The organism is Burkholderiaceae bacterium (genome assembly GCA_024235995.1).
In the GTDB taxonomy this organism is placed as follows: Bacteria; Pseudomonadota; Gammaproteobacteria; order Burkholderiales; family Burkholderiaceae_C; genus Ottowia.
This window is the reverse complement of record JACKLI010000001.1, coordinates 2,037,098-2,050,240: the sequence shown is the minus strand read 5'-3', so window position 1 is coordinate 2,050,240 and position 13,143 is coordinate 2,037,098. Positions and strand designations below refer to the sequence as shown.

The 13,143-nt window shown below is 69.4% G+C and carries 13 protein-coding genes; 7 read left to right on the top strand and 6 right to left on the bottom strand.

Annotated elements, in window-relative coordinates:
• Positions 1-17: 17 nt before the first annotated feature.
• A complete protein-coding gene (locus H6927_09900; GenBank protein MCP5218410.1) occupies positions 18-848 on the bottom strand; it encodes a methyltransferase domain-containing protein in 831 nt (276 codons plus the stop codon).
• 173 nt (positions 849-1,021) lie between these two features.
• Here H6927_09900 and H6927_09895 point away from each other — a divergent pair, with 173 nt between their 5' ends.
• From H6927_09895 to H6927_09870, 6 genes are all read left to right on the top strand, one after another.
• Positions 1,022-1,720: a helix-turn-helix transcriptional regulator gene (locus tag H6927_09895; GenBank protein MCP5218409.1), complete on the top strand. Its 699-nt coding sequence runs from the start codon at positions 1,022-1,024 to the stop codon at positions 1,718-1,720.
• 73 nt (positions 1,721-1,793) lie between these two features.
• A complete protein-coding gene (locus H6927_09890; GenBank protein ID MCP5218408.1) occupies positions 1,794-2,078 on the top strand; it encodes a type II toxin-antitoxin system Phd/YefM family antitoxin in 285 nt (94 codons plus the stop codon).
• Positions 2,079-2,095: 17 nt separating this feature from the next.
• Complete coding sequence (locus tag H6927_09885; protein MCP5218407.1) at positions 2,096-2,500, top strand: PIN domain-containing protein; 405 nt, start codon at positions 2,096-2,098, stop codon at positions 2,498-2,500.
• Positions 2,501-2,559: 59 nt separating this feature from the next.
• Entirely contained in the window at positions 2,560-5,196 is a 2,637-nt protein-coding gene (gene alaS / locus H6927_09880) for an alanine--tRNA ligase (protein MCP5218406.1), read from the top strand.
• Positions 5,196-5,702: a TlpA family protein disulfide reductase gene (locus H6927_09875; GenBank protein MCP5218405.1), complete on the top strand. Its 507-nt coding sequence runs from the start codon at positions 5,196-5,198 to the stop codon at positions 5,700-5,702. The genes alaS and H6927_09875 overlap by 1 nt, the downstream gene beginning before the upstream one ends.
• 128 nt (positions 5,703-5,830) lie before the next feature.
• Positions 5,831-6,934 (top strand): transglutaminase domain-containing protein, encoded by a 1,104-nt coding sequence (locus tag H6927_09870; protein ID MCP5218404.1) that lies wholly within the window; start codon positions 5,831-5,833, stop codon positions 6,932-6,934.
• Here H6927_09870 and H6927_09865 read toward each other — a convergent pair whose 3' ends face one another.
• The 5 genes from H6927_09865 to H6927_09845 form a co-directional block, all read right to left on the bottom strand.
• Positions 6,935-7,336: a hypothetical protein gene (locus H6927_09865; GenBank protein ID MCP5218403.1), complete on the bottom strand. Its 402-nt coding sequence runs from the start codon at positions 7,334-7,336 to the stop codon at positions 6,935-6,937.
• Positions 7,337-7,367: 31 nt separating this feature from the next.
• Positions 7,368-8,504 carry a beta-N-acetylhexosaminidase gene (nagZ, locus tag H6927_09860; protein MCP5218402.1) on the bottom strand — a complete coding sequence of 379 codons (1,137 nt, stop codon included), beginning with the start codon at positions 8,502-8,504 and terminating at the stop codon, positions 7,368-7,370.
• 1 nt (position 8,505) lies between these two features.
• On the bottom strand, positions 8,506-9,912 hold the full coding sequence (locus H6927_09855) for a sodium:proton antiporter (protein MCP5218401.1): 1,407 nt from the start codon (positions 9,910-9,912) through the stop codon (positions 8,506-8,508).
• Positions 9,913-10,027: 115 nt separating this feature from the next.
• Entirely contained in the window at positions 10,028-11,257 is a 1,230-nt protein-coding gene (pncB, locus tag H6927_09850; protein ID MCP5218400.1) for a nicotinate phosphoribosyltransferase, read from the bottom strand.
• A 60-nt stretch (positions 11,258-11,317) separates the two neighbouring features.
• A complete protein-coding gene (locus tag H6927_09845) occupies positions 11,318-12,037 on the bottom strand; it encodes a nitroreductase (GenBank protein MCP5218399.1) in 720 nt (239 codons plus the stop codon).
• A 267-nt stretch (positions 12,038-12,304) separates the two neighbouring features.
• Between H6927_09845 and H6927_09840 the strand changes: the two genes are divergently transcribed.
• Positions 12,305-12,862: a phasin family protein gene (locus tag H6927_09840; GenBank protein MCP5218398.1), complete on the top strand. Its 558-nt coding sequence runs from the start codon at positions 12,305-12,307 to the stop codon at positions 12,860-12,862.
• The last annotated feature ends 281 nt before the right edge of the window (positions 12,863-13,143 follow it).

Here is a 13,143-nt window from a genome sequence, read left to right as displayed (position 1 = left end):
GGTTGCTGCAAGGCCGCTCACGGGGCGCGCTCGATCACCGCCTCCAGGTACGCGCCGGGCACCACCAGCGAATCGGCGCCGGCGCGGTTGAAGCGCGCCAGCAACTCCAGGATTTCGCCTTCGAGCCCCTTCTGCTCGTCGGGCGCCAGCGCGGCGAAGGCGCGGTGCACCGGGCCGTAGAAGGCGCGGAACACGTCCACCCAGTGCTGAGCCGATTCGTAGCGGAACATGAACTCGCGCGGCGTGGCCTGGATGCGCTGACCGGGAAACAGCTCGCGCAGGCCGGCCTCGGTGCCCCAGCGCAGGGGCGAGCTCAGGCCGGCGGGCGGCGCCGGCAGGTGGCGGCCCACGGCCTTGAGCACCTGGCCGATGAAGCCCTCGGGCGTCCAGCAGGCCAGGCCGATGCGCCCGCCCGGGCGCACCACGCGCACCAGCTCGGCGGCGGCCCGCTGCTGGTTGGGGGTGAACATCACGCCCACAGTGGACAGCGCGACGTCGAAGCGCGCGTCGGCAAAGGGCAGCGCCTCGGCGTCGGCGTGCCGAAAGCTGACCTGCAGCCGCTCGGCGGCGGCGCGCTCGCGCCCGCGCTCGAGCAGCGCGTCCACGTAGTCGGTGGAGGTGACGTGGGCAAAGCGGCGCGCCGCCGCCAGCGTGGCGTTGCCGTTGCCGGCGGCCACGTCCAGCACCTGGCTGCCGGCGCGCAAATCGACCGCCTCGCACAGGCTCTCGCCCATGATCTGCAGGGTGGTGCCCAGGATGGCGTAGTCGCCCGAGGACCAGACGGCGTGCTGGCGCTGCTTGAGCGCGGCGTAGTCGAGCGCGGGCGATTCAAGAGTGGCGGTGGACATGAGACTCTCCAGCAAGAAGCGGCGTGAACCGGGGCACCCATGCTGCGCGGTGGGCCCGGCGGCTTTCAAGTTCTCGTTCTGAACCGCGGTGGTTCAGCTTCTGAACTGGCGCTCGCGCCCCCGGCGGCGTAGATTGAATGGCGCAGCGCCGCCGCCGGCGCCGGAGAACGTCCATGTCCAACGTCAGCTACCGCCAGTTCTGCCCCGTGGCCATGGCCGCCGAGGTGCTGTGCAACCGCTGGACGCTGCTGCTGGTGCGCGAGCTGATGCTGGGCTCGTGCCACTTCAACGACCTGCGCCGCGGCGTGCCGCGCATGTCCTCGGCCCTGCTGGCCAAGCGGCTGAGGGAGCTGGAGGCCTGCGGCATCGTGGCGCGCACGGCGCCGGCGCGCGGCGCCGATGCGCACGAATACCACCTGACGGCGGCCGGCCAGGAGCTGCGCCCCATCGTCGAGGCCGTGGGCGTGTGGGGCCAGCGCTGGGTGACGACCGAGGCCACGCTGCGGCACCTGGACGCCAACCTGCTGATGTGGGACATCCGCCGCAACGTGCGGCCCGAGCCGGTGCCGGCGGCGCGCACCACCATCGAATTCATCTTCAGCGACCGCGCGCCGCCCGAGCGCAACTACTGGCTGCTGGTCGAGCGCGGGCACGAGCCCGACCTGTGCACCGTCGATCCGGGTTTCGACGTCGACCTGTACGTCAGCACCGACCTGCGCACGCTGACCGAGGTGTGGCTGGGCTACAGCGACTGGCAGCGCGCCATGGGCAGCGGCGCGCTGCGCCTGACCGGCACGCCCGAGCTGGCGGCCCGGCTGCGCGCCTGGCTGCCGGGCAGCGCGTTTGCGGCGGTGGCCAAGCAGGCGGCGTGAGGCCCGGGCGCCGGCATGGGGCGCCTTTGCACGTAAAATCTGGTTGATTCAACCAATTTCCAAAAGGCCCGCCATGACCGCTGCCGCCATCGGCCTGTTCGAGGCCAAGACCCACCTGAGCGAGCTGGTCGCCCGCGCCGAGCGCGGCGAGGAAGTGGTCATCACGCGCCACAACAAGCCGGTGGCCAAGATCGTGCCGATCTCGGCGGTGCCCGCGCGCGTGGCCGAGGACATACCGCCCTTCGTGCAGCGCACCTTCGACATGGGCGAGCCCACGATCGACCTGACGCAGCTCAACAAGCTGGCGGGCAACCTGGAAGACGCCGAGCTGATCGCCCAGATGCTGCGTGAACCATGAGGCTGCTGGACACCAACGTGCTGTTCAACGCGGTATATGACCGCAGCCCGCACCACCGGGTCGCGCAACAGGCATTGCAACAAGCGTTCTCCGACAACGCAGGCGTGGCACTCGCCTGGCTGCCGCTGATCGGCTTTATCCGCGTGGCCACGCGCAGCGGCATCATGCCCAGGCCACTGGCCGTAGCCGACGCGCTGGCGCTGGTCCACGAATGGCTGCAGCACCCCCGGGCGCAGTTGCTCCAGCCGGGGGTTCGCCACCTGGATCTCGTCTCGCGCCTGCTGCTCGAAGCGGGCGTGGCCGGCAACCTGACCAACGACGCCCACATCGCCGCACTGGCCATCGAGCACGGCGCCGAGGTGCTGACCTTCGACAAGGATTTTGCCAAATTCACCGGACTTCGCTATCAATTGCTGAGCTGATTGCGCTTTCTGGACAAGCGCTACAAGCCAAAACGTTTATGAAAACCAGCCAACCCCCCATGTCGGTCGCCGACATCCGCCAGAGCTTCCTGGACTTCTTTGCCGCCAAGGGCCACACCGTCGTGCCCTCCAGCCCGCTGGTGCCCGGCAACGACCCGACGCTGATGTTCACCAACAGCGGCATGGTGCAGTTCAAGGACGTGTTCCTGGGCACCGACCAGCGCCCGTACAAGCGCGCCACCAGCGTGCAGGCCTGCCTGCGCGCCGGCGGCAAGCACAACGACCTGGAGAACGTGGGCTACACCGCGCGCCACCACACCTTCTTCGAGATGCTGGGCAACTGGAGCTTCGGCGACTACTTCAAGCGCGAGTCGATCGAATGGGGCTGGGAGCTGCTGACCCGGGTCTACGGCCTGCCGGCCGACAAGCTGCTGGCCACCGTCTACCACGAGGACGACGAGGCCTACGACATCTGGACGAAGGTGATCGGCCTGCCGCCCGAGCGCGTGATCCGCATCGGCGACAACAAGGGCGGCAAGTACAAGAGCGACAACTTCTGGATGATGGCCGACACCGGCCCCTGCGGGCCGTGCAGCGAGATCTTCTACGACCACGGCCCCGAGATCCCGGGCGGCCCGCCCGGATCGCCCGACGAGGACGGCGACCGCTTCATCGAGATCTGGAACCACGTGTTCATGCAGTTCGACATGGCCGAGGACGGCAGCGTGACCAGGCTGCCCGCGCCCTGCGTGGACACCGGCATGGGCCTGGAGCGCCTGGCCGCCATCCTGCAGCACGTGCACAGCAACTACGAGATCGACCTGTTCCAGGCGCTGATCGCCGCCGCCGCGCGCGAGACCGGCTGCACCGACCTGGCCAACCCCTCGCTCAAGGTGATTGCCGACCACATCCGCGCCACGTCCTTCCTGGTCAGCGACGGCGTGATCCCCGGCAACGAGGGCCGCGGCTACGTGCAGCGGCGCATCATCCGCCGCGCCATCCGCCACGGCTACAAGCTGGGGCAAAAGACCCCCTTCTTCCACAAGCTGGTGGCGCCGCTGGTCGCGCAGATGGGCACCGCCTACCCGCGCCTGGCCGAGCAGCAGGCGCACATCACCAGCGTGCTGAAGGCCGAGGAAGAGCGCTTCTTCGAGACGCTGGCGCATGGCATGGAGATCCTCGACGGCGCGCTGGCCCCGACCGTGGTCAACGGTCAAGCCGTTGAGGGCGCCAAAACGCTGCCCGGCGAGCTGGCCTTCAAGCTGCACGACACCTACGGCTTTCCGCTGGACCTGACCAACGACGTATGCCGCGAGCGCGGCGTGGCCGTCGACGAGGCGGGCTTCGACGCCGCCATGCAGCACCAGAAGGACACTGCCCGCGCGGCCGGCAAGTTCAAGATGGACCGCGCGCTGGCCTACGAAGGCGCGGCCAGCACCTTCACCGGCTACGAGCACCTGGCAGAAACTGCAAAAATCGTAGCGCTCTACGCAGACGGCATACCGGCTAAGGAGCTGAAAGCCGGCCAGAACGGCGTGGTGGTGCTGGACGTGACCCCGTTCTACGCCGAATCCGGCGGCCAGGTGGGCGATGCGGGCGCGATCACCGCCGGCGGCGCGCGCTTCGCCGTCACCGACACGCTCAAGATCAAGGCCGACGTGTTCGGCCACCACGGCACGCTGCAAGCGGGCAGCCTGAAGGTGGGCGACAGCGTGCAGGCGCAGGTGGACACCGCGCGCCGCGCCGCCACCATGCGCAACCACAGCGTCACGCACCTGATGCACAAGGCGTTGCGCGAGGTGCTGGGGGCGCACGTGCAGCAAAAGGGCTCGCTGGTCGATGCCGACAAGACGCGCTTCGACTTTGCGCACAACGCGCCCGTCACGCCCGCGCAGATCACCGAGATCGAGCAGCGCGTGAACGCCGAAATCCTGGCCAACAGCGCCACCCAGGCGCGCGTGATGGACATCGAGAGCGCGCAAAAGACCGGCGCCATGATGCTGTTCGGCGAGAAGTACGGCGAGAGCGTGCGCGTGCTCGACATCGGCAGCAGCCGCGAGCTGTGCGGCGGCACGCACGTGGCGCGCACGGGCGACATCGGCCTGTTCAAGATCGTGGCCGAGAGCGGCGTGGCCGCCGGCGTGCGGCGCGTGGAAGGCGTGACCGGCGTCAACGCCCTGGCCTACCTGCAGTCGCTGGAAGCCACGGTGCACGAAGCTGCCGGCGCGCTCAAGGCCCCCAGCGCCGAGCTGACGCAGCGCATCGCCGGCACGCTGGAGCACGTGCGCGCGCTCGAGAAGGAAATCGCCCAGCTCAAGGGCAAGCTCGCCTCATCGCAGGGCGACGAGTTGGCGGGTCAGGCCGTCGAGGTCAAGGGCATCCGCGTGCTGGCCGCCACCCTGCCCGGTGCCGACGCCAAGACGCTGCGCGAGACGATGGACAAGCTCAAGGACAAGCTCAAGGCCGCCGCCATCGTGCTGGCCGCCGTCGAGGGTGACAAGGTTCAGATCGCCGCCGGCGTGACCAAGGCCGAGACCGCCAAGGTCAAGGCCGGCGAGCTGGTCAACTTCGTCGCCCAGCAGGTGGGCGGCAAGGGCGGCGGCAAGCCTGACATGGCGATGGCCGGTGGCACCAACGCCGCGGCATTGCCCGCTGCGCTGGCGAGCGTGCAGGCCTGGGTGGCCGAGCGGGTGTGATGCCCACGCGGCGCCTGACCCTGGCCGGCCTGCTGCTGGCGGGGGCACTGCCCGGCGCCCAGGCGCAGAACGTGGCCAAGCCCTGGCCCGCCAGCCGCGCCCTGCCGCCCCTGGCGGGTACCGACCTGCAAGGCAAGGCCTGGGATCTGGCCGCCCTGCGCGGGCGCGCGGTGCTGGTCAACTTCTGGGCCACCTGGTGCGCCCCCTGCAAGGAGGAAATGCCCGCCCTGCAGACCCTGGCCGAGCTGGAAGGCGAGCGGCTGGCGGTGCTGGCCGTGAACGCCCGCGAACCCCTGCCGCGCGTGCGCCGCTACGCGCAGGCCACCGGCCTGACGCTGCCGGTGCTGCCCGACCCGCAAGGCGCCATCACCCGCGCCTGGGGCGTGACGGTGTTTCCCACCACCGTGCTGATCGACACCCGGGGCCGGCCGCAGCGCACCATCACCGGCGCGGTGGACTGGAGCGACGCGCCGGCGCTGGGCTGGGTCCAGGCGCTGGGCGGATAATCCGCTCCGCCGCGTATCCCTCGGGGTGCAGCGGCCACCTGCCTTCGGGGCATTGGCTTTTCGCGGACATGCTTCGCGGGCCTCGTGTGCGCCGACAGGTGTTTCCTCACCCAACGGAGTTCTCTTTCATGAACTTGCATCGCCGCACCCTCATCGGGCGCGCGGCCGGACTTGGCCTTGTCGCCAGCCTGCCCCGCGCCTTTGCCGCCCCCGCCGCCAGCAGCCCCCGCTTTGCGCCGCAAGCCGGCGACTGGCGCACCTTCGATCTCGTCACCCGCGTCACCCTGCCGGCCACCACCAGCGCCACCCGCGCCTGGGTGCCGCTGCCCTCGGTGCAGGACAGCTGGCAGACTCCGCTGGCCGACAGCTTCAGCAGCAACGGCCAGGCCCGCATCGCCTTCGACGGCGCGCAGGGCGTGCGCATGGTGGCGGCGCAGTTCGATGCCGGCGTGGAGCAGCCCTTCCTGGAAGTGACCTGCCGCGTGCGCACCCAAAGCCGGGTGGCCGGCACCCGCCCCGTGCCCGAGGACACCAGCACCCTGCGCGCCGCGCTGCAGGCCACGCGCTGGATTCCCACCGACGGCATCGTGCGCAAGACGGCGTTGCAAGCCACCCGCGGCGCGCGCGGCGACGAGGCCAAGGCCCGCGCCATCTACGACTGGATGGTGGCCAACGCCTGGCGCGAGCCCGCCGTCAAGGGCTGCGGCGAAGGCGACATCAAGACCATGCTGGAAACCGGCAACCTGGGCGGCAAGTGCGCCGACCTGAACGCGCTGTTCGTGGGCCTGTGCCGCGCCGTCGGCGTGCCGGCACGCGACGTGTACGGCATTCGCCTGGCGCCCTCGGCCTTTGGCTACCAGCAGCTGGGCAGCGGTTCGGACAAGCTGACCGGTGCCCAGCACTGCCGCGCCGAGGTCTACCTACAGGCCAGCGGCTGGACCGCCATGGACCCGGCCGACGTGGCCAAGGTGATGCGCCAGGAGCACCCCGAGTGGATCAAGCGCAGCGACGACCCGTTGATCGCCCCGGTGTACTCAGCCCTGCACGGGGCCTGGGAGGGCAACTGGATGGCCTACAACCGGGCGCACGATGTGCGCCTGCCGGGCAGCATGGCGGCCGAGCCGATCGGTTTTTTGATGTACCCCATGGCCGAGAACGCCGAGGGCTGGTTCGATCAATACGACCCGGCGCACTTCAGCTACGCCATTTCGGCGCGGGCGGTGGCGGTGTGATCAGTCCTTGCGCGGCGCCTCTTCGCCGCCTTGCACTTCGCGCCAGCCCACGTCCTGCACGCCCGTTTCCATCGCCGCGCCAGTGGCCTGCGCGGCATCGGCACGCGGCGTGGGCGATGTCCCCTGGCGCGCCGGGCGCCGCGGCCAGTGCTGGCGGGCCATGGCGCGGTAGCGCTGCCACAGCAGGGTGACGGTGGCCGGGCGGCCGGTGATCCAGCCTGCCACCAGGCTGTAGAGCACCATCACGGCCAGCCAGAACAGCAGGCTGACGACGAACACCAGGCCCAGCAGCATCAGCACCACCCAGCCCAGCCAGCCCATGACGCGGCCGAGCAGGCGCTCCAGCGGGTTGGCGTGCGATGCCGCCGAGGGCGGCAGGTATCCGTAGGGGGTGTGGGTCATGGTGATTCAGATGCGGGCCGGGGCCACAAGTTCAAGGCAGGCGCTCCAGGGCATGAATATAGGCCGGCGTGCGCATCAGCGCATCCCAGTCGGGCGCCGCACCCACGGGCAACAAGGCCATGCGGCGCTGGGCGCTGGCCGGGCTGGGCTGCCAGCGACCTTGCAGCTGCGCCTGCGCCAGCGCGTCGATGGTGTCGTCGATCACCGCGCCCTGCCCCAGCGACTGGTTGCACAGCAGGGCGAGGTCGCAGCCCGCGTCCAGCGCGGCCAGCACGGCCTCGGCCGGGCTGACGGTGCGCCCTTCGATCTGGCGCGCGCCAGCCATGCTCAGGTCGTCGCTGACGATGGCGCCGTCGAAGCCCAGCTGCTCACGCAGGATGGCCTGCAGCCAGCGCGTCGAGAAGCCAGCCGGGCGGCGGTCCACCTTGCTGTAGATCACGTGCGCCGGCATGACGGCGCGCAGGCTGCAGGCCAGCCAGCCGTAGGGCGCGGCGTCGTCCTGCAGGATGGCCTTGAGCGAGCGCGTGTCGCGCGGCACGTCGGTGTGCGAGTCGGCTGCGACGAAGCCGTGGCCGGGAAAGTGCTTGCCGCAGTGCGCCATACCCGCCAGCAGCAGGCCGTGCATCAGGCCCTTGGCCAGCAGGGTGACCACGCGGGCATCAGCATGAAAGGCGCGGTCGCCGATCACGCCGGAACGGGAAGCGCCGGGCCGCCCCAAGCTTCCCGCGTCCCCTTTGGGGGCAGCCAGCGCATGCGCTGGCGTGGGGGTCATGATTTGCCAATCCAGGTCGAGCACGGGCGCAAAGCTCAGATCGACCCCGCAGGCGCGCAGCTCGGCGCCCAGCACGTGGCCGCAGGCGGTGGCGGCGTCCTGCGCGCGCATGGCGTCCTGCATCCACAGCTCGCCCAGGCGGCGCATGGGCGGCAGGTGGGTGAAGCCGTCGGTGCGAAAGCGCTGCACGCGCCCGCCTTCGTGGTCGACCGCGATCAGCAGGTCGCTCCGCACGCGCTTGACGGCCGCGCACAGGGCCGTCAGCTGCGCGCGGCTTTCCCAGTTGCGCGCGAACAGGATCAGACCGCCCACCAGCGGGTGCGCCAGACGCTGGCGGTCCACGTCGGCCAGCGCGGTGCCGGCGATGTCGATGATGAGCGGGGCGTGCTCCGGCATGTCAGAAGAAGATCCAGGTGACGAGCAGGAACAGCGGAATCAGGATGCCCCCGCTCCAGGCCATGTAGCCGAAGAAGCTGGGCATCTTCACGCCGCGGTCCTCGGCGATGGCCTTGACCATCAGGTTGGGCGCGTTGCCGATGTAGGTGTTGGCGCCCATGAACACGGCGCCGGCGCTGATGGCCGCCAGGGTGGCGGCCATGGGGCCCATCAGGTGCGCGGCGTCGCCGCCGGCGGTGTTGAAGAACACCAGGTAGGTCGGCGCGTTGTCCAGGAAGGAGCTGAGCGCGCCGGTGGCCCAGAAGTAGGCCGCCGGGTTGGGCGTGCCGTCGGCGCGGGTGACCGCGCGCACGATGGCGCCGAAGGGCCCGTCCACGCCGGCCTGCAGCATGGCGATGACCGGGATGATGGTCAGGAAGATGCCGGCGAACAGCTTGGCCACCTCCTGCATGGGGCCCCAGTCGAACTGGTTGGACTCGTGCACCGCGCGCGGCGTGATGGCGATCGACACCCCGGTGACCACCACCAGGCCCACGTCGCGCACCAGGCCCGGCAGGCCGACGGCGGTGCCCATGACGTCGAACGACACCGGGCTCGCCCAGACGCCGCTCATCAGCACCAGCGCCACCACCGCGCCCAGCAGCACGAAGTTGATGGCGCCGTCGAAGCCGAACGTGGGCGTGTCGGGCGTGGGGTCGGGCCGCGTCACGCCGTGCTTGCGGTACAGGTGGCGGTCGATGGCGTAGAACAGCGCCAGCAGGATGGCCGCCAGGAACAGCGTTTCCTTGAACACGTGGTCCACCGTCCAGAAGAAGGTCACGCCCTTGAGAAAGCCCAGGAACAGCGGCGGGTCGCCCAGCGGCGTGAGCGAGCCGCCGATGTTGCTGACGATGAAGATGAAGAACACCACCACGTGCGCGCAGCCGGGCCGGTTGTCGTTGGCGCGGATCAGCGGGCGGATCAAGAGCATGGACGCGCCCGTGGTGCCCATGAAGCTGGCCAGCACGCCGCCGATCAACAGCATGGCCACGTTGAGCTGCGGCGTGCCGTGCAGGTTGCCGCGGATGTAGATGCCGCCCGAGACGGTGAACAGCGCCACCAGCAGCAGGATGAAAGGGATGTATTCGGCCAGCAGCGCGTGCACCAGGCCGGCCAGCGCCGTGTGCGCGCCGAACACCCCCGCGAACGGCAGCAAAAAGGCCAGCGACCAGGCGGCGGCGATCTTGCCGAAATGGTGGTGCCAGAAGTGCGGGCCGACCAGCGGCCAGACCGCGATCGACAGCAGGATGCCGACGAAGGGCAGGCCCCACAGCGCCGACAGCTGGCGTCCGTCCAGCTCGGCCGCGTGGGCGGGCGCGGCCAGCGCCAGCAGGACGGGCAGCAAGCACCACGCGGGCGCCAGCGCCATGCGCCGACGCGGCGGTCGAGAAGCGAGGCAGAAAGCGGGGGTCATGGTCATTTTCAGATTGAATCGGGCCATGGCGCTCATGGAACATGCGCCAACAGCTATAAAAAAAGTAGTATCAGAGCATCACCGGCGCGGTGCGGATGACCGGGCCGCTGCCGGGCGTGGGCGGCGCCGGCAGGTCGAACACCTGGCGCAGGTAGCTCAGGTAGCCCTCGTCCTCCACCATGGTCTTGCCGGGGGTGTCCGATATCTTGGCCACCGGCTGGCCGTTGCACTGCACCATCTTCAGCACCAGCTGCAGGGCGTTGGGGCCGACGTCGTTGGTCAGGTTGGTGCCCACGCCGAAGGCCACCTGCACGCGGCCGTGAAAGCGCTCGAACAGCTCGATGCAGCGCGGAATGGTCAGGCCGTCGCTGAAGATCAGGGTCTTGGTGCGCGGGTCGCACCGGTTGGCCTTGTAGTGCTCGATCATGCGCTCGCCCCACAAAAAGGGGTCGCCCGAGTCGTGGCGCGCGCCGTCGAACAGCTTGCAGAAGTACATGTCGAAGTCGCGCAGGAAGGCGTTCATGCCGTACACGTCGGACAGCGCGATCCCCAGGTCGCCCCGGTACTCCTGCGCCCACTTCTCGAAGCCGAACACCTGCGTGTCGCGCAGGCGCGGGCCCAGCGCCTGGCAGGCCTGCAGGTATTCGTGCGCCATGGTGCCCATGGGGCGCAGGCCCAGCTCCTTGGCGAACAGCACGTTGCTGGTGCCGGTGAGCTGGCCCGCGTCGCCGGTGCCCAGGCGCTGCTGCAGGGTCTGCAGCACCTCGCGCTGCCAGACGCGCGAAAAGCGCCGGCGCGTGCCGTAGTCGGCGATCTTCAGCTGCTCCAGGCCCGGCGCCTTCATCAGCTCGATCTTGGCCGCCAGGCGGCGGCGGCCCTCGGCCAGGTCCAGCCTGGGCTGCGTGTTGCGGAAGTAGACCTCGCTGATGATGGCCAGCACCGGGATCTCGAACAGGATGGTGTGCAGCCACGGCCCGCGCACGCGGATGTCGATCTCGCCGTTGTCCTGCGGCGTCAGCGTGATGTGCTTTTCGCTCAGGCGAAACAGGCCCAGGAAGTCGATGAAGTCGCTCTTGATGAAGCGCATGCCGCGCATGTAGGCCAGCTCGTCCTCGGCAAAGCGCAGGCTGCACAGCGAGCGCAGCTCGTCGTGGATCTCGTGAATGTAGGGCGTCAGCTGCACGCCGGGCGTGCGGCACTTGAACTTGTACTCGACCTCGGCGCCCGGAAACTGATGCAGCACGGCCTGCATCATGGTGAACTTGTACAGGTCGGTGTCGAGCAGGCTTTCAATGATCATGGCGGGCTTGTCTCTCATCGGTCTGGGTGTCGTGGCCCAGTGTAGCGCCCGGCCGCGGGCTCAATCGAGCCAGCGCGTGAAGCCTTCGACGCCCTCGCGCGGCGTCTCGAAGCCGTTGACCGGCGCCGCGGCGTCGGGCCAGCCCAGCGCCATGCCGCACACCAGCTTCTCGTCGGCCCCCGCGCCCACGTGCGGCAGGATGATGGAGCCGTAGTGGTTCCACGCCGCCTGCGGGCAGGTGTGCAGGCCGCGGGCGCGCGCGGCCACCATGATGTTCTGCATGAACATGCCGTAGTCCAGCAGCGAGCCCACCCCCATCGCGCGGTGGATGGTGAAGATGAGGCCCACCGGCGCGTCGAAGAAGCGGAAGTTGCGCCGGTGCTGCGCGTGCATCCGGTCCTTGTCGCCCTTGGCGATGCCCAGCAGGCCGTACAGGCTCCAGCCGTTCTGGCGCCGGCGGCCCAGGTAGGGCTCGATCCACTGGCTGGGGTAGTAGTCGTACTCCTCGCGGTAGCGCGCGGCCACCTGCGGGTCGGCATAGCCCGCGTCGTAGGCCGCGCACACCTTGTCCACCAGCGCGTCGCGGCTGGCGCCCTGCAGCACGTACACCTGCCAGGGCTGGGCATTGGTGCCCGAGGGCGCGCGCGCGGCCACGCGCAGGATGTCGGCCACGGTCGCGCGCGGCACTGGCGTGGGCGCGAAGGCGCGCACGCAAAAGCGGTTCTCGATCGCGGCGTCGACGCTGGCCGGATCGGCGATGGGGGCATGCAGCTGGGACATGGTGACGGGGGGAAGGTTCAAGGGCTGCAGGCGCAGCCGGCCGCATGGCCGGCACCTGCACGCCATGGCCCGCCATTCTGCCAGCGGCCTCCTGCCGCGCCCGGCCGTGTTAGACCGTCGCACCTAAAAGCGCCGCGGCGCCGCAAAATGCCTTGATTTGATTCGGGAAATCCCTAAAATTCGTCCCATGCTGCACTGCAACATAAAGAAGTAGCGGTTGAAGGCGGCATCTCTATCAACCTTTTCCACCGTTACCAGGAGATTTCCATCATGCTGACCCCCGAGCAATTCGTCGCCTCGCAAAAAGCCAACCTCGAGACCCTCAACGGCCTGACCAACAAGGCCTTCGAAGGCGTCGAGAAGCTGGTCGAGCTGAACCTGCAAGCCACCAAGGCCGCGCTGACCGAGTCGCAGTCCCACGCCCAGGCGCTGCTGTCCGTCAAGGACGCGCAAGAGCTGCTGAGCATCCAGGCCAGCCTGTTCCAGCCCCTGGCCGAGAAGGCCGCCGCCTACAGCCGTCATCTGTACGACATCGCTTCCGGCACCAGCAGCGAATTCAGCAAGGCCTTTGAAACCCGCGTGGCCGAAGGCCAGGCCCAGTTCGCCTCGCTGGTGGACAGCGCCGCCAAGAACGCCCCCGCCGGCTCCGACACCGCCGTCGCCATGATGAAGAGCGCCGTGGCTGCCGCCAACAACGCCTTCGAATCGGTGCAAAAGGCCGTCAAGCAAGCCTCGGACATGGCCGAAGCCAACTTCAACGCCGTGGCCACCAGCGCCACCAACGCCGCGAAGAACGCCACCGTCGTGACCGCCAAGAAGCGCTGATCGACCGCCGCCGGCGCGCCCTCACCCGGCGCCCGGCATGACGCTCGGCCTGCCCCGGCCGGCCGAGCGCCCAGCAACAAGGGCAGGCACGCCCTCCGGTACGTGCCCTTGTTCCTGGGTGACCCGAGCACCCGAACGCTTGTCTCCTCGGATCCTTTCGCAGCCCCTCGCGGGCTCAGGGATCCCTTCAAGGGCTGATCGCAAGATCAGCCCTTTTTTTGCGGCCCGCCTGCCGCAAGGGTTGCTTGACACACATCAGAACGAGAACCATTCTCGTTTGA